Annotated in this window: 15 protein-coding genes; 12 read left to right on the top strand and 3 right to left on the bottom strand. The window is 71.7% G+C overall.

Translation table 11 applies throughout. The features are described from left to right. Position 1 precedes the first annotated feature (1 nt). Both JOE55_RS00760 and hemW read left to right on the top strand, forming a co-directional pair. Positions 2-856, top strand: a complete 855-nt coding sequence (locus JOE55_RS00760; protein ID WP_204781717.1) for a protein phosphatase 2C domain-containing protein — start codon at positions 2-4, stop codon at positions 854-856. Between the two features lie 88 nt (positions 857-944). After that, entirely contained in the window at positions 945-2,189 is a 1,245-nt protein-coding gene (gene hemW, locus JOE55_RS00765; RefSeq protein ID WP_204781718.1) for a radical SAM family heme chaperone HemW, read from the top strand. Positions 2,190-2,306: 117 nt separating this feature from the next. Here hemW and JOE55_RS00770 read toward each other — a convergent pair whose 3' ends face one another. Together JOE55_RS00770 and JOE55_RS00775 are read right to left on the bottom strand one after the other, a co-directional pair. Beyond that, a complete protein-coding gene (locus JOE55_RS00770; protein WP_338125382.1) occupies positions 2,307-2,900 on the bottom strand; it encodes a DUF4870 domain-containing protein in 594 nt (197 codons plus the stop codon). A gap of 147 nt (positions 2,901-3,047) precedes the next feature. Continuing rightward, a complete protein-coding gene (locus JOE55_RS00775) occupies positions 3,048-3,914 on the bottom strand; it encodes a DUF3097 domain-containing protein (protein ID WP_006213247.1) in 867 nt (288 codons plus the stop codon). A gap of 196 nt (positions 3,915-4,110) precedes the next feature. Here JOE55_RS00775 and hrcA point away from each other — a divergent pair, with 196 nt between their 5' ends. From hrcA to JOE55_RS00825, 10 genes are all read left to right on the top strand, one after another. Then, the gene (gene hrcA / locus JOE55_RS00780) at positions 4,111-5,124 is read left to right on the top strand and encodes a heat-inducible transcriptional repressor HrcA (protein ID WP_024290500.1); all 1,014 of its coding nucleotides are present in this window, start codon (positions 4,111-4,113) and stop codon (positions 5,122-5,124) included. A gap of 100 nt (positions 5,125-5,224) precedes the next feature. Further along, entirely contained in the window at positions 5,225-6,379 is a 1,155-nt protein-coding gene (dnaJ, locus tag JOE55_RS00785; RefSeq protein WP_053447341.1) for a molecular chaperone DnaJ, read from the top strand. A 10-nt stretch (positions 6,380-6,389) separates the two neighbouring features. Further along, positions 6,390-7,154, top strand: coding sequence for a 16S rRNA (uracil(1498)-N(3))-methyltransferase (locus JOE55_RS00790; RefSeq protein WP_204781719.1), 765 nt, complete (start codon positions 6,390-6,392; stop codon positions 7,152-7,154). Between the two features lie 156 nt (positions 7,155-7,310). Continuing rightward, complete coding sequence (locus JOE55_RS00795) at positions 7,311-8,456, top strand: PhoH family protein (RefSeq protein WP_024290497.1); 1,146 nt, start codon at positions 7,311-7,313, stop codon at positions 8,454-8,456. Continuing rightward, positions 8,453-8,959, top strand: coding sequence for an rRNA maturation RNase YbeY (gene ybeY / locus JOE55_RS00800; RefSeq protein ID WP_006213242.1), 507 nt, complete (start codon positions 8,453-8,455; stop codon positions 8,957-8,959). Before JOE55_RS00795 ends, ybeY begins: the two co-directional genes overlap by 4 nt. A gap of 67 nt (positions 8,960-9,026) precedes the next feature. Continuing rightward, on the top strand, positions 9,027-10,079 hold the full coding sequence (locus tag JOE55_RS00805) for a GTPase Era (RefSeq protein WP_204781720.1): 1,053 nt from the start codon (positions 9,027-9,029) through the stop codon (positions 10,077-10,079). 41 nt (positions 10,080-10,120) lie between these two features. Beyond that, positions 10,121-11,653, top strand: coding sequence for an LCP family glycopolymer transferase (locus JOE55_RS00810; protein ID WP_204781721.1), 1,533 nt, complete (start codon positions 10,121-10,123; stop codon positions 11,651-11,653). Between the two features lie 255 nt (positions 11,654-11,908). Then, a complete protein-coding gene (gene leuA, locus JOE55_RS00815; RefSeq protein WP_204781722.1) occupies positions 11,909-13,663 on the top strand; it encodes a 2-isopropylmalate synthase in 1,755 nt (584 codons plus the stop codon). A 7-nt stretch (positions 13,664-13,670) separates the two neighbouring features. Continuing rightward, a complete protein-coding gene (gene recO, locus JOE55_RS00820) occupies positions 13,671-14,426 on the top strand; it encodes a DNA repair protein RecO (RefSeq protein ID WP_204781723.1) in 756 nt (251 codons plus the stop codon). Between the two features lie 20 nt (positions 14,427-14,446). Continuing rightward, positions 14,447-15,232, top strand: a complete 786-nt coding sequence (locus JOE55_RS00825; RefSeq protein WP_204781724.1) for an isoprenyl transferase — start codon at positions 14,447-14,449, stop codon at positions 15,230-15,232. Positions 15,233-15,240: 8 nt separating this feature from the next. Here the strand turns inward: JOE55_RS00825 and JOE55_RS00830 are convergent, their stop codons facing one another. Next, complete coding sequence (locus JOE55_RS00830; RefSeq protein ID WP_204781725.1) at positions 15,241-16,341, bottom strand: alpha/beta fold hydrolase; 1,101 nt, start codon at positions 16,339-16,341, stop codon at positions 15,241-15,243. Between the last annotated feature and the right edge of the window lie 26 nt (positions 16,342-16,367).

Here is a 16,367-nt window from a genome sequence, read left to right on the forward strand (position 1 = left end):
CGTGATCTGCGGCCCGGCCGTGGTGGCCGTCTCGGCGAAGCGGCGCACGCAGGACGCCTGGGGAACGGCCCGCGATGCCAGCGGACGGCTCCAGGCGGCCTGGGTGCTCGACGGGGCCACAGCGCTGGGCGCCCAGGACCCCCGCAGCGCCGACGAGCAGGTCGCCCGCTTCGCCTGGAGGCTCTCCGCAGCCCTGCGCGCGATCCTCGCCGACGCCGGAGCTCGAGCGCGCAGCCAGCCCCTGCACCAGATCGTCGAGGCCGCCCGCGCCGAGGCCCAGCGCAGCATCGAGATCGGCTGGCCCGGGGCCGAGATCCCCACGGCCACGCTGTCGCTGATCCGGCGCACCGCCCAGGGCCTCGAATGCTTCGTGCTGGGGGACTCGCCGCTGTGGCTCGAGGACGGTGGGCAGATCCTGGAGGTCGTCGATCCGCAGTTCGCCGGCGGCGAGGCCCGAGTGCTGCGCCGCTGGCACGAGCTGCGAGCACAGGGCCGCAGCGCTGAGGCCGCCTACGCCGAGCTTCTCGAGGCGCAGATGCGGGACCGGCGCACACGCAGCACGGAGGACGGGCTGTGGATCCTCGGCGGCTCGCCGCAGGCCGCGCAGCATGCCCGCGTGGAGCTGATCCCCGGGGCCGAGCAGCGGCGCGTGTGTCTGCTCACCGACGGTCTGGAGCGCGTGGTCGATCCCTTCGCGATCACCGGTCGGCGCGGGCTCTTCGAGGCGCTGCACAGCGGTTCGGCCGGCTCCCTCGCTCAGAGCCTGCGTGGGCTCGAGCGAGCGGATCCCCGCCGCGTACGCGCGCCCCGGATGACCGTGCACGACGACATCACCGGCCTGGCGATCACGCTCTGACCTGCACGAGAGCTCCGTCCTGGAGTTCACGTCGAACGTGAAGCCCGTGCGAATAATCAAAACCTGAAGTAGAACTCGAAGGATAAAGATGCCCTCTCTGCCCGATGGCGAGACCCCTCCGGAGGACGGACTGCTCCCGGAGACCGCCGCTCACGGAAGCGACGAGCGGACCCTGGGCCTGTACGTGCACGTGCCGTTCTGCTCCGTGCGCTGCGGCTACTGCGACTTCAACACGTACACCGCCCTGGAGCTGGGCCCCGACGTCTCGCAGGCGGCCTACCACCTCGAGGCCGTGCGCGAGATCGAGTTCGCCCGCGAGGCGCTCGAGCGCTCCGGGGCGGCGCGCCGCGAACTGCACACCGTCTTCTTCGGCGGGGGCACGCCCACCCGGCTGGCGTCCTCGGCGCTCGTGGAGATCCTGGACAGCGCCCGCGGGAGCTTCGGTCTGCTGGAGGGCGCGGAGGTCACCACCGAGGCCAACCCCGACTCGGTGACCCGGGAGGACCTGCAGACGCTGGCCGACGGAGGATTCACCCGCGTGTCCTTCGGCGTCCAGTCCGCGGTGCCGCACGTCCTGCGCACCCTGGAGCGCACCCACGATCCCGCGAACGTGCCGAGGGTCGTGCAGTGGGCCAAGGAGGCCGGGCTGTCCGTGAGCACGGATCTGATCTACGGCACGCCGGGGGAGTCGCCCGAGGACTGGAGGGAGTCGCTGCGCCAGGCCATCTCCCTGGAGCCGGACCACCTCTCCGCCTACTCCCTGATCGTGGAGGACGGCACGCGCATGGCGGCGCAGATGCGCCGCGGCGACGTGGACCCGGTGGACCCGGACGACCAGGCGGAGAAGTACGGGATCGCCGAGCAGATGCTCTCCGAGGCAGGCTTCGAGTGGTACGAGATCTCCAACTGGTCCCGGGTCGCGGGCGGGCGCAGCGCGCTGGAGAACCGCTCGGCGCACAACCTCGCCTACTGGCACAACCAGGACTGGTGGGGCGTCGGCCCCGGCGCCCACAGCCACGTGGGCGGCGTGCGCTGGTGGAACCGCAAGCACCCCATGCCGTACGCGCAGACGGTGCGCAGGGGCCTCTCTCCCGCCGTGGGCCGCGAGCAGCTCGACGACGACACCCGGTACATGGAGCGCGTGATGCTCGAATCCCGCATCGCAGACGGCATGCCGCTGACGGCGCTGCGTCCGGAGGGGCGCGAGCAGATCGCGGGGCTGGTGGCCGAGGAGCTGATCGACGGCCGCAGCGCGCTGCAGGGCCGGCTCGTGCTCACGCTGCGCGGCCGCCTGCTCGGGGACGCCGTGGTGCGGCGGCTGCTCGTCGACTGAGCCGCAGGGCTCTCGGACCCGTCGGAACGGCCGGTCCACGGCCGGGCAGACCTGCGGATGACATGCAGAAGGCCCCGCCGAAGCGGGGCCCTCTGCGCGTGCCGTGCGGCGTCCGGGTCAGCTCTGCGCGCCGGGACCCGGCTCTGGGGCCTCAGCGGTGCGGCCGCTGGGGGTGACGACCTGGCCCTGGGCTGTGACCGGACCGGAGGTCTCGCGCTCCCGGCGGCGCTCCTGGCGTCGGCTGGCCAGGGCGTCGTAGAGGTACCAGTTGAGGCGGTAGCGGTACGGACGCCCGGAGTTGGCGGAGACGGCTGCGGCGACCGAGGAGATGGCGAGGATCAGCCAGGCTGCGGCGGCCAGGATGGCGAAGATCCAGCCGACCCACGGGATGAAGGCCAGCAGCGCGCCGGCGATCACCACGAGGGTGGGCAGCAGCGTGAAGTTGGCGGCCTCCAGGGACTCCTGCTCGGTGAAGCGGGCGCGGCCCCTGGCCCAGCGGTGGATGATCATGCTGGGCACACAGCCGACCACTCCGAGCATGTGCGTCAGCGTGGCCAGCTGCTGATCGTCCGAGACGGAGACCGGACCGGGCTGTGCGCTGAGCCCCTCGTACTCGTTCGGAGCGAGGGCCGCCTGGTCGTCGGAGCCGAGGTCGTCCGGCTCGGCACCGGAGTCGCTGAGACGCTGGGGGCTGCTGCTGGAGACGGCCACTGTCCACCTTCGAGGTCGTGTGACCGGCAGGGCCGGTCGTGCGGGCGCCGCAGGTCCCCTGGGGGTCGGGGAAGCGCTCGGGTCCTGCACAGTCTAGCCGCTGACGGCCTCCGAGGGCTTCGTGCGAGGCCCCGTGTGACGGGTTGCTCAGGCGCTGCCGGGGACCGTGACGAAGTCGATGAGCTCCTCGACGCGCCCGAGCAGCGCCGGCTCCAGATCGGCGTAGGTGTCCACGCGGGAGAGGATCGAGCTCCAGGCCCGTCCGATGTCCTCGGGGGTCTCGTGCGGCCAGCCCAGTCCGCGGCAGATCCCGGTCTTCCAATCGATCCCGCGCGGCACCTCGGGCCAGGCGCGGATGCCCATGGCGCTGGGCTTCACGGCCTGCCAGATGTCGATGTACGGGTGGCCCAGCACCGCCACGTTGCCGGGGGCGGACGGCACCCGCATGGCCTCCTCGGCGATCCGGGACTCCTTGGAGCCTGCGACCAGGTGATCGACCAGGATGCCCAGGCGCCGCGACGGCCCGGGGGAGAACTCCGCGACGGCCGCGGCCAGATCGTCCACGCCGTGCAGCGGCTCGACCACGATGCCCTCGACCGCCAGGTCGTGGCCCCAGACCTTCGCGACCAGCTCGGCGTCGTGCTTGCCCTCGACCCAGATGCGGGAGGCCTGGGCCGTGCGGGCGCGGAAGCCCTCCACCTCGACCGACCCGGAGCGGGTGCGCGCGGGAGCCTTGGGTGCGCTGCGGCGCTGAGGCTCGGCCGCGATCACGGGCTCGCCCTCGAAGAGGAAGCCGGGTCCCAGGGGGAAGCTGCGGATCCTGCCCCGACGGTCCTCGAGGCTGAGCACGCGCATGCCGCCGATCGTCTCCAGACGCACCACGGCCCCGACCCAGCCGGTCTCGAACTCCTCGAGGACCATGCCGCGGGCCACCGGCAGCTGACGCGGCTCGGGCGGGCGGTTCGAGGCGGACAGGTCGCTGAGGGAGCGCGGTCCCCAGGACGAAGGGGGCATGGAGGTCTCCAGATCGACGGACGTGGTGGTGCGGTGCGCCGGAGGGGGCGCCTCCGGGCGGATCAGCGGCGAGCGTACCAATGCCCCGGTGCGAGCGCGGAGGCGTGAGCCCGCCTACACTGGCTTAGCAGTGTGCGCCCCCGAGTGCCAGAATGGTCCTCCGAGCGAGCACGCACAGCGCAGGAAGGAGCGGAACATGGATCACCCCCGGCGGCTGCAGGTCCTGCAGGCCATCGTGGAGGACTATGTCCACTCCCGGGAGCCGGTGGGCTCCCAGGCCCTCGTCGAGCGCCACGCCCTCGGCGTGTCCTCGGCGACCGTGCGCAACGACATGGGCGTGCTGGAGGAGGAGGGCCTGATCATGGCCCCCCACACCTCCTCGGGTCGGATCCCCACGGCCAAGGGGTATCGCGAGTTCGTCGACCGGATCGCGGCGGTCCAGCCGCTGACCCCGGCCCGGCGCCGCGCGATCCAGACCCTGCTCGAGGGCGCCGACGGCATCGACGACGTCATGGAGCGCACGGTGCGCCTGCTCTCGCAGCTCACCCACCAGGTGGCGGTCGTGCAGTACCCGTCGGTGAGCTCGGCCGCGCTGCGGCACCTGGAGCTGGTGCGCATGGACGAGCACCAGGTCCTGCTGGTCGTGATCCCCACCGACGGCCGGGTCTCCCAGCGGATGCTGCGCATGCCCGAGCCGGTGGCCGAGTCCGTCGTCCTGGATGCCCGGGCGAGGCTGCTGGGCGCGGTCGTCGGGCATCCGCTGGCCGGAGCCGGTGCGGCCGTGATGGCCGCGGCCCAGCAGGCGCCCCCGGCCGAGCAGCCCCTGCTGGAGGCGGCGGCCGCGGCCGTGGCCGCCGTGCTGGACAGCGCGTCCGGGCAGCGCATGCTGCTGGCAGGCACCGCGAACCTGGCCCAGTCCACCGACGACTTCCGCCGCAGCATCGGCCCCGTGCTGGAGGCGCTCGAAGAGCAGGTCACCCTCCTGCAGCTGCTCTCGGAGATGGAGCAGGACGAGCGCGGGGTGGCCGTGCGCATCGGTGCGGAGGACTCGTCGGACCCGCTGGTCGAGACCGCTGTCGTCGCCACCGGATACGGTCCGCAGCGCAGGGCCAAGCTCGGCGTGCTGGGTCCCACCCGCATGGACTACCCGCAGACCATGGCGGCGGTGCGCGCCGTGGCCAGCTACCTCTCGCGCTCGCTGCCCAGCTGAGCCGCACCGAACAGACTCGCGCTCTCCTCGAGCCCGGCCATGCGCCCGGCGAGGGGCGCGCAGACCACGAATCCCAGAGATGACGAGGACGGAACGACCTGTGAGCGATCACTACGAGACCCTGGGCGTGTCCCGGGACGCCTCCGCCGAGGAGATCAAGCGCGCCTACCGCAAGAAGGCCCGTCAGCTGCACCCGGACGTCAACCCGTCGCCGGATGCCGCCGATGAGTTCAAGCGCGTCTCCCACGCCAACGACGTCCTCTCCGACCCGGAGAAGCGGCGCATCTACGACGCCACCGGCAATGAGAACGGCGAGTCCGGCTTCGGCGGAGGCGGCTTCGGCGGCGGCGGGTTCGGGGGCTTCGGCGACATCTTCGACGCCTTCTTCCAGGGCGGCGGAGCCCAGGGCCCCAAGTCCCGCACGCGCCAGGGCCAGGACGCCCTGATCACCGTGGACGTCTCCCTGCAGGAGGCCGTCTTCGGCACCCAGAAGCGGATCACGGTGGACACCGCGGTCGTGTGCCCCGAGTGCCAGGGCACCTGCTGCCAGCCGGGCACCCACCCCGAGCAGTGCACCGACTGCGGCGGCCAGGGCCAGGTCCGCCAGCCCATCCGCTCGCCCCTGGGCACCGTGATGACCGTGGCCGAGTGCCCCACCTGCCGCGGCTACGGCGATGTCATCAAGTCCCCGTGCCAGGAGTGCTACGGCCACGGGCGCGTGCGCGACAAGCGCCCGCTGAACGTCAAGATCCCCGCCGGCGTGCGCAGCGGAGTGCGCATCCGCCTGTCGGGGCAGGGCGAGGCCGGCGTGGCCGGCGGCCCCAGCGGCGACCTGTACGTGGAGACCAAGGTCACCCAGGACCCCACGTTCACCCGCGACGGCGACGACCTGCACGTCACCGTGCGGATCCCCATGACCTCGGCCGCGCTGGGCACCACCCTCAAGCTCGACACCTTCGACGGCCCCCAGGAGATCTCGATCCCCGCAGGCACCCAGTCGGGTCAGACCCGCCGGGTCGAGGGCCTGGGCTCCACCCGGCTGCGCAGCCAGAGCGGGGAGCGCGGCGATCTGGTGGTGCACCTGGAGGTCGAGACCCCCGAGGACCTCACCGGCGAGCAGCGCGAGCTGCTCACCCGGCTGGCCTCCCTGCGCGGCGAGGAGCAGCACACCGGAACCGCCGTGAGCCGCACGCAGGAGCGCGGGGGCGGCGGCGGGTTCTTCTCGCGGCTGCGCGACCGCTTCGCGGATCAGTGAGGCGCCGGACATGACCACGCTGCCCGTCTTCCTCGCCGAGACCGAGATGCTCGGCGCCGGCGCGGGGGAGCAGATCGTGTTCAGCGGCCCGGAGGCCCGCCACGCCGCCACCGTGCGGCGCCTGAGCACCGGCGAGCGGCTCGAGCTCGTCGACGGCCGCGGGCTGCGGGTCACCGGCAGCGTCGTGAGCGCCGCCGGCGACCGGATCGAGCTGCGCGTCGAGGACTCCGTGCAGGAGCCGGCGCGCAGCCCCGAGCTGATCCTCGTGCAGGCCCTGGCCAAGGGCGACCGTGATCTGCAGGCCGTCGAGTCCTGCACCGAGCTCGGCGTCGAGGCCGTGATCCCGTGGCAGGCCGAGCGCTCGATCGCCAAGCTGCGCCCCGAGCGCCAGGCCAAGCAGCTGGCCAAGTGGGAGTCCGCCCTGACTTCGGCGGCCAAGCAGTCCCGACGGGGTCGCTGGCCGCAGCTGCGCGAGCCGGTCACGAGCTCCTCGCTGGCCCGGCTCATCGAGGAGGCGCCGGGCACGCGCTGGCTGGTCCTGCACGAGAGCGCGCAGCAGCGTCTCACCGAGCTGCTTCCGGAGCTGGCGTCCCACGAGGACCTGGAGGGGATCGGGCTGATCGTGGGCCCGGAGGGCGGCGTCTCGGACACCGAGCTCGAGCGCTTCGTGCAGGCCGGGGCTCAGCCGATGCTGCTGGGCCCGGAGGTCCTGCGCTCCTCCACGGCAGGGGCCGCTGCCGTGGCCGTGCTGTCCTGCGCCCTCGGGCGCTGGTGAGCATCCACGGCGGCGCAGCCGCCCGCCGGCGCGTCGCACCGGCGGGATAGCATGGGCCCTCGAACCGCACCTCGGCCTGCACCAGCTGCAGCCTCCCGTGCGGAGCAGACCACGCGCAGCGCAACGGAAGGCGGCAGCGGCCACACGGCCCTCACCATGGATCACAGCACCCTCTCGGACACCGAAGCGGACCCGCAGCGTCCCGTCGGGGCACCCGCGCAGGACACGTCTCCGGAGCAGGAGCGCGTGCGGCGCACCGTCGTCTTCCACGACCGCGAGACCATGGTGCGCAGCATCGGCCAGGCCGATTCCGCGCTGACCCAGATCGAGCTGGCCCGTCCGGGCACCCATCTGCGCGCCCACGACCTCACCGTCTCGGTCGACGGCCGCGCGGAGGACGTCGCCGTCGTCGTCGCGCTGCTCGAGGAGATCCGAGCCCTGGCCTCCCAGGGGACGCTCGTCACCCCGCAGGTGATCGCGCAGCTGATGGGCATCCTGGGCAGGGATGCGGCGGCACGGCCCTCGAGCGCTCTGAACCAGGACATCCTCAGCTCGCGCGGGCGCACCATCCGCCCCAAGACGATCAACCAGAAGCTCTACGTGGACGCCATCGACGACCACACCGTGACCTTCGGCATCGGCCCGGCCGGCACGGGCAAGACGTACCTGGCCATGGCCAAGGCGGTGCAGGCGCTGCAGCGCAAGGAGGTCTCGCGGCTGATCCTCACGCGTCCCGCGGTCGAGGCCGGCGAGCGGCTGGGCTTCCTGCCCGGCTCCCTCAACGAGAAGATCGACCCCTACCTGCGGCCGCTCTTCGATGCCCTGCACGAGATGCTCGACCCGGACGCGATTCCCAAGCTCATGGAGGCCGGGACCATCGAGGTGGCCCCGCTGGCCTACATGCGCGGGCGCACGCTCAACGACTCCTTCATCATCCTCGACGAGGCCCAGAACACCACGCCCGAGCAGATGAAGATGTTCCTCACGCGCCTGGGCTTCGGCTCCAAGATCGTGGTCACCGGCGACATCACCCAGGTGGACCTGCCCGGCGGCACGTCCTCGGGCCTGCGCCAGGTCGAGCACATCCTCCACGGCGTCGAGGACATCGCCTTCCCGGAGCTGACCAGCGACGATGTCGTGCGCCACGAGCTGGTGGGGCGGATCGTCGATGCCTACGAGGTCTTCGGCGTGACCAACCGCCGGCGCCAGGAGCGCCGCGAGCGCAAGGACGCCCGTCGTGAGGCCGCAGCCCAGCGCGGGACGTCGCAGGACGCACAGGAGCAGCAGGGGGAGGGCGCATGAGCGTCGAGTTCGACATCCGCCCGCTGCCGGAGGACGCCACGGCCGCCGATCGCGCCAGCTGGGAGGCGTACGTCCCGGCGCGGCAGCGGGAGCTGGTCGAGCACTGCTTCCGCGAGCTGCACCTGTCGAAGTCCGTCGAGCTGTCGATCGCCGTGGTCGACGAGGATGAGATGTCCGAGCTGCACGTGCAGTGGATGGATCTTCCCGGGCCCACCGACGTCCTGTCCTTCCCCATGGACGAGCTGCGCGCCGGCACCGCCCAGGAGCCGACCGAGGGCGTGCTCGGGGACATCGTCCTGTGCCCGCCGGTGGCCGCCAGGCAGGCCGCCGAGGCCGGGCACAGCACCGAGGACGAGTTCGCCCTGCTGACCGTGCACGGCATCCTGCACCTGCTCGGCCACGACCATGCCGAGGACGACGAGCGCACGACCATGTTCGCCCTGCAGCGACAGCTGCTCAGCGGCTTCCTGGGCCGGCAGGCCCCCGCCGAGACCATCCGCTGAACCGCCGCCGAGCGCAACGCAGCGGCCATCCCGTCCTCACCACGACACCTGAGAGCAGCACCTGAAGATGAGCGAGACAACCCGGACCGGCGGCCCCGCGCAGTGGGATGACCCCGCACAGACGCGCGCGGGCTTCGCCGTCTTCGTGGGACGGCCCAACGTCGGCAAGTCCACGCTGACCAATGCGCTGGTCGGCGAGAAGATCGCGATCACGTCCAACCGCCCGCAGACCACGCGCCACACCATCCGCGGGATCGTGCACCGGGACAGCGGCCAGCTCGTGCTCGTCGACACGCCGGGGGTCCACCGCCCGCGCACGCTGCTGGGGGAGCGGCTCAACGAGCTCGTGAGCGAGACCCTCAGCGAGGTCGACGTCCTGGGCTTCTGCATCCCGGCGGACGAGAAGATCGGCCCCGGCGACCGCTTCATCGCCCAGCAGCTTGCCAGTGCTGGGCGCAAGCCGATCGTCGCGATCATCACCAAGGCGGACAAGGTCGATCGCGGGGAGCTCGCCGAGCGGCTCATGGCCGTGGAGGCCATGGGTCGCGAGGTGCTCACCGCGGAGCACGTGGAGTTCCAGCGCCGTCAGGGCATCAGGGCCAGGAAGCGCGGCCGCGACTACACGCCGACTCCGGTGCCCGAGGACATCGGATTCGCCGATGTCATCCCCGTCTCGGCGGTCGACAGCTTCCAGCTCGAGGAGCTGGCCGAGCTGCTGATCTCGCATATGCCGATCTCCCCGCCGCTGTACCCGGACGGCGACCTCACGGACGAGCCGGAGATGACGCTCGTGGCCGAGCTCGTGCGCGAGGCGGCCCTGGAAGGCGTGCGCGACGAGCTGCCGCACTCCCTGGCTGCCGTGTGCGACGACATGATCCCGCGCGAGGACCGGCCCGAGGACGATCCCATGCTGGACGTGCACGTCTCGCTGTATGTGGAGCGCCCGTCGCAGAAGGCCATCGTGATCGGCAAGCAAGGGGCCCGCCTCCGGGAGATCGGCGCCACGTCCCGTGCTTCGATCGAGCGGCTGCTCGGCACCCGGGTCTACCTCAGCCTGCACGTGAAGGTGGCCAAGGAATGGCAGCGCGACCCGCGGCAGATGTCACGGCTCGGCTTCTGAAGCCTCGAGGCCACCCCCCCAGATCGACCGGAACAGAGCACGTGAGCACACACCCCCGAGATGACGCAGCAGCCGACGAGCGCACCACCGAGCCGGAGCAGCTCGGTCGTCACTGGAGTGCCGCGTCCGCGCCGCCGGAGGGGCGGCGCTGGGGACTGATCATCGCGGCCATGCTTCTGGCCGTCGTGGTGGGCATCGGCGGGCTGAGCATCTTCAAGCTGCAGCAGAACCTGGTCACCAGCCCGCTGAACCTGGGGCAGGAAGAGGCGGAGGACTCCGGGGCCACCGACATCCTCATCCTCGGCTCGGACACCCGCGCCGGTGAGGGCAACTCCCGCTACGGGGAGGTCGAGGAGGGCAACGGCGGCGGCAAGACGGACGTCATGATGCTGGCCCACATCTCGGAGGACCGCGAGGACGTCACGGTCGTGTCCTTCCCCCGCGATCTGATGGTGGAGATCCCCGAGTGCACGGATCCGGAGACCGGCCAGACCTACCCTGCGCAGGATGCCGCCATGCTCAACTCGGCGGGGGAGAACGGCGGCCCCGGCTGCACGGTGGCAGCGATCAATGAGCTCACCGGCCTGAGCATCGATCACTTCATGCTCGCCGACTTCGACGCCGTGACCGAGCTGTCGCGCAGCGTGGGCGGCGTGGAGGTCTGCGTGAACCACGAGGTCGACGATCCCAAGTCCGGACTGGAGCTGTCGGCGGGCACCTCCACGGTGGAGGGCGAGCAGGCCCTGGCGTTCCTGCGCTCCCGGGCGGCCTTCGGCGACGGCGGCGACGAGTCCCGCATCCGCTCGCAGCAGCAGTTCATGTCCTCGCTGGCGCGCAAGCTGAAGGCCGAGGGCACCCTGAGCAATCTGCCGGCGCTCTACGAGATCGCCGATGTCATGACCCAGAACCTCCATGTGGACCAGGAGCTGGGCAATGTCACGCGCATCGTGGGGCTGGCCGGGGAGCTGGCGAATGTGGACCTCTCGCGCGTGGTCTTCGTGTCGGTGCCCGCCGAGGTCTACCCGGAGGATCCCAACCGCCTGCAGCTCGACGAGGAGCCGGCCGAGGAGCTCTTCGAGGTCCTGCGCCAGGACGGCTCCCTGACCGAGGACGGGCAGCCGGAGGCCTCCGCGTCGCCGTCGGCGAGCTCGAGCGGCAGCGCAGCTGCCACCGCCGCGCCGACCCGGCAGGCCACCCCCGAGGCCCAGGACTTCAGCCCGGAGACGGTGCCGGTCACGGTGATCAACGCCTCGGGCGCCGAGGACCGCGACCAGGAGCTGGTCGACCGGCTCGGCGAGGCCGGCTACGACCTCGCCGAGCTCGGCGAGCGGTCCGAGGAGGATCTGCCGGGCACTCAGCTGCACTACGCCCTGGGATGGGAGGGGGCCGCCGAGCAGATCGCCGACGAGCTCGGGATCCCCGACTCCCAGATCGCCCACAGCGCGGACCTCGCCAGCGGCGTCTCCCTGACGGTCGGGGAGGACTTCGCCGAGGGTCAGACCATGGCCGTCGACTCCGAGGTCCCGGAGCAGTACAGCGGTCAGACGGCCGAGCAGTTCACCTGCCAGCAGTGATGCCGCGGGCAGTGCCTCAGAGGCCGGTCCGTGGTGATACGGTCGAGGCCATGTGCACGGCCGCGAAGCTACTGCTGATCTGCCGCAGCGGGTCCTGATCCTGGCCTGATCCCGCCCCTGACCGCCACGGTCGCCGGGGCGCCGAGATCGCCAGGAAGGGCCGGATCCCGCTGCGGCGCTCGTCATGCCCGGCCCGGTCCACTTCTCACCCATGCCGCGCGGTGCTCCCGCGCGGCGTCAGAGACAGGTACACCCATGCAGAATCGCCAGAAGCCCTCGGGCATGCCCACGCACAAGTACCTCCCGTTCCACGAACAGATCCCGTTCTCCCTGCCGGATCGCACCTGGCCGGACAAGATCATCACGCAGGCCCCGCGCTGGTGCGCCGTGGATCTGCGCGACGGCAACCAGGCCCTGATCGACCCCATGGACTCCCAGCGCAAGCTGATGATGTTCGAGCTGCTCGTGAAGATGGGTTACAAGGAGATCGAGGTCGGCTTCCCGTCCGCCTCGCAGGTCGACTTCGACTTCGTGCGCCGCCTCATCGACGAGGACCGCATTCCCGAGGACGTCTCGATCCAGGTCCTGACCCAGTCGCGCGAGCACCTCATCCAGCGCACGTTCGAGGCCATCGCCGGCGCCCCGCAGGCGATCGTGCACCTCTACAACTCGACGTCGGTCCTCCAGCGCCGGGTGGTGTTCCGCTCGGATGAGGACGGGATCGTCGACATCGCCCTGACGGGTGCGCGCCTGTGCATGAAGTACGAGGAGCAGCTCGCGGCCACGACCGACACCAGGATCGTCTACGAGTACTCGCCCGAGTCGTTCACCGGCACCGAGCTCGAGTTCGCGGCGCGGATCTCCAACGAGGTCGCCGAGACCTTCGAGATCGGCGGCGACCGAGAGATGATCCTGAACCTGCCGGCCACCGTCGAGATGGCGACCCCCAACGTCTACGCCGATTCGATCGAGTGGATGACGCGCAACCTGTACCACCGCGACTCGACGATCCTGTCCCTGCACCCGCACAACGATCGCGGCACCGGCGTGGCCGCCGCCGAGCTGGGCTACCTGGCCGGGGCGGATCGCATCGAGGGGTGCCTCTTCGGCAACGGCGAGCGCACCGGCAACGTGGATCTGGTGACCCTGGGGCTGAACATGCTCACCCAGGGCGTGGATCCCATGATCGACTTCTCGGACATCGCCCACATCCGCTCCACCGTGGAGACTGCGAACCAGCTTCCGGTCCCCGAGCGCTCCCCGTACGGCGGCGACCTGGTCTTCACGGCCTTCTCCGGCTCGCACCAGGACGCGATCAACAAGGGCTTCGACGCCATGCAGGCCGATGCCCAGCGCCAGGGCGTCTCGGTCGAGGAGCTCGAGTGGGCCGTGCCGTACCTGCCGATCGATCCCAAGGACCTGGGCCGTTCCTACGAGGCCGTGATCCGCGTGAACTCGCAGTCCGGCAAGGGCGGGGTGGCCTACCTCCTGAAGACCGAGCGCGGGCTCACCCTCCCGCGCCGTGCGCAGATCGAGTTCTCCGGCGTGGTCCAGCGCCACACGGAGGACAGCGGAAGCGAGATCAGCGGCGAGCAGATCTGGGAGATCTTCCAGGACGAGTACCTGCCTGCCGATCACGACGGCAACCGCTGGGGCCGCTACCGTCTGACTTCGATCAGCACGCATTCGGACAGCGACGGCGACACCCGCCTGGACCTCGGCCTGGAGATCGACGGCGCCGCGCGCCAGCGCTCCGCCAGCGGCAACGGCCCCATCGACGCCCTGATCCAGATCCTGCGCGCCGAGGGCGTCGACCTGCGCCTGCTCGACTACTCGGAGCACACGCTCTCGGCGGCCTCGGACGCCCACGCGGCCTCGTTCGTCGAGCTCGCGGTGGGGGAGCAGGTCCTGTGGGGCGCGGGCATCGACTCCTCGACCACGCGCTCCTCGCTGAAGGCCGTCGTCTCGGCGGTCAACCGCGCGGCCCGCGCGGCGTCGCAGGAGGCCTGAGACCGCCGTGGCCCGTGGCTCGTCGTTCGCCTCGGCGTCCTATCGGGACACCGGGGTCGTGCTGCGGACCTACCCGCTGGGGGAGGCCGACCGGATCGTGATCCTGCTGACGCGGGAGCACGGTCAGGTCAGGGCCGTGGCCAAGGGCGTGCGGCGCACGAGCTCCAAGTTCGGCTCCCGGCTCGAGCCGTTCACCCTCTCGGACCTGCAGCTCGTGCACGGCCGTAGCCTGGACATCGTCTCCCAGGCGGTGGCGCGCAAGACGTGGTCCACGGCGATCGCCTCGGACTACTCCCGGTTCACCGCGGCAGCGGCCATGGTCGAGGCGGCCGAGCAGCTCTCGACCGACGACGGCCAGGAGACCCGGCCGCAGTACGACCTGCTGATCGGCGCCCTCTCCGCTCTGGCGCGGGGGCTGCACGCCCCGGATCAGCTGCTGGACTCGTACCTGCTGCGGGCCGTGGCCGCGGCGGGGTGGGCGCCGTCGTTCACGGTCTGCGCCCAGTGCGGGGACCCGGGTCCGCATCGGTCGTTCAGCGCGCAGCTGGGCGGGATGGTCTGCGATCGCTGCCGCCCGCCCGGCTCGCTGTCGCCGGACGTCCGCGTGGTCGCCCACCTGCAGGCGCTGCTGGACGGCGACTGGCCCCGGGTGGATGCGGTCGATCCCCGCACAGCCCGGGCCGCCGCCGGTATCATCGGCGCCTACGTCCAGTTCCACCTGGAGCACGCCGTGAAGTCGCTGCCGCTCGTCGAGCGCGACTGATCCCCGTCGAGAGGACCCCTGTGAGCCGCTTCTCCCCGCCCCCGGCCCACCCTTCCGGTGCCGTGGCTCCGCCGATCCCGGCCCAGTTCGTGCCGCGGCATGTGGCCGTGGTGATGGACGGCAACGGGCGCTGGGCCAATGAGCGCGGCCTGCCGCGCAACGATGGCCACCGCGCCGGCGAGCGCGCCCTGGTGGACGTGGTCGCCGGGGCCATCGAGATGGGCATCCCGTACGTCTCGGCCTACGCGTTCTCGACCGAGAACTGGAAGCGCTCGCCCAGCGAGGTCGCCTTCATCATGAACTTCACGGCCGAGGTCATGCAGCGCCAGCTCGACACGTTCCACGAGTGGGGCGTGCGGATCCGCTGGGCGGGGCGCAGGCCGCGCCTGTGGCGCTCGGTGATCGACCGGCTCGAGACCGCCGAGCGGGAGACCCGCGACCACGACGTCGCCACGCTGACCATGTGCGTGAACTACGGCGGACGGGCCGAGATCGCCGATGCCGCAGCCGCCATGGCCCGCGATGCCGCCGACGGCCGCCTCAACCCTCGGAAGATCGACGAGAAGACCCTTCAGGCCTACCTCGACGAGCCGGATCTGCCGGACGTCGATCTGTTCCTGCGCTCCTCCGGAGAGCAGCGGATCTCCAACTTCATGCTGTGGCAGTCGGCCTACGCCGAGCTCGTCTTCCAGGACGTCCTGTGGCCGGACGTCGATCGTCGGACGCTGTGGGCCGCCGTCGAGGAGTTCGCCCGTCGCGACCGCCGCTACGGCGGGGCCGTGGACAAGGTGACCGGCGGCGCCTGAGCCGGTCCTCAGCCGCCGGGCAGGCGCTGTGCGATCTCGCGCAGCCACCCGCTGAGATCGGCGAAGGCCCGCTCGCGCACCTGCGGGGCGGAGCGGTGGATGTCGTGCAGGCCGCTGTCGTAGGAGATCACCCGCGGCGTACGGGACAGCACCCCGATCCCGCGCCGCACCTGCCGCACGTCCAGCACCGTGTCGCGGCGGCTGGCCAGCGGAGTCCACCACGGCAGGAACAGGCTGGCGCGGGCGGTCTGCAGCAGCACCGGGGCCTGCACCTGGGATCCGGCGAGGTGCAGCTGGCGCAGCCGCAGATGCCCCTGGTGCGCGGCCAGCAGGAAGCCGACCGTGAGCGGGAACGAGGTCTGCGGGCGCCAGCGCGGGTCCAGCTCCCATTCACCCTCGTGGTCGGCCGAGAGGCTGCGGTAGTAGCTGCTCGTCAGCCGCAGCGGCAGCGGACGGCCGTGCCAGCGCCGCGGCACCCTCCGCAGCACGGCGACCAGGGCCCGGCCCGTGAGGTCGTGGGCATGCGAGGCGATCCACGGCGTGGCCAGTGCGAGGCCCGCCGGAGGCTCCTGGGCCAGCAGGGCCGCAAGGCTGAGCAGCAGCCCTCCGGTCGAGTGCCCGATCCACACGATGCGCCCCGGTTCGGCCGGTGCGCCGTCCTCGGCGATCGCGCGCACGGCCTGCTGCAGGTCCTCGCGGTACTCGCGCATGGACTCGGCGTAGCCGGGGACGTCCGGACGGGCCAGGATGTCGTCGTCCAGGGCGCGGCCGTAGCCGTGCAGGTCCACGGCGTAGAAGCGGAACCCGGCCGCCGAGACCGTGCGGGCGAGCTCGGGATTCGCGAAGTAGTCCGACCACCCGTGGACGTAGATCACCGTGCCGGCGGGCCGCTGCCGCGCCTCGGCGTCCGTGGGACCGCGGTCGGGATCCTGCTCGCAGCCGGGGTCCTGCCCGGGGAGGTGGCGCACCAGCGTGGCGCGATCGTGGACCCCGCGCCCCGTCACCCGAAGCCGTCGGGCCTGGAACCCCGGTCCCAGCACATCCTCGCTCCACGGCCCCTCCGCACTCCCGCCATCCGGGGCGAGGGCCTGCTCCTGCACGCTGGGCACGATGGCGGGCCTCCTGGGGCGCGATG

It is taken from the genome of Kocuria palustris, assembly GCF_016907795.1.
GTDB lineage: Bacteria > Actinomycetota > Actinomycetes > Actinomycetales > Micrococcaceae > Kocuria > Kocuria palustris.

Bases quoted from the DNA above. Each gene is read 5' to 3' on its own strand.
- hemW (WP_204781718.1), top strand. From the start codon at position 945: ATGCCCTCTCTGCCCGATGGCGAGACCCCTCCGGAGGACGGACTGCTC.
- JOE55_RS00775 (WP_006213247.1), bottom strand. From the start codon at position 3,914: ATGCCCCCTTCGTCCTGGGGACCGCGCTCCCTCAGCGACCTGTCCGCC.
- hrcA (WP_024290500.1), top strand. From the start codon at position 4,111: ATGGATCACCCCCGGCGGCTGCAGGTCCTGCAGGCCATCGTGGAGGAC.
- JOE55_RS00790 (WP_204781719.1), top strand. From the start codon at position 6,390: ATGACCACGCTGCCCGTCTTCCTCGCCGAGACCGAGATGCTCGGCGCC.
- JOE55_RS00795 (WP_024290497.1), top strand. From the start codon at position 7,311: ATGGATCACAGCACCCTCTCGGACACCGAAGCGGACCCGCAGCGTCCC.
- ybeY (WP_006213242.1), top strand. From the start codon at position 8,453: ATGAGCGTCGAGTTCGACATCCGCCCGCTGCCGGAGGACGCCACGGCC.
- JOE55_RS00805 (WP_204781720.1), top strand. From the start codon at position 9,027: ATGAGCGAGACAACCCGGACCGGCGGCCCCGCGCAGTGGGATGACCCC.
- leuA (WP_204781722.1), top strand. From the start codon at position 11,909: ATGCAGAATCGCCAGAAGCCCTCGGGCATGCCCACGCACAAGTACCTC.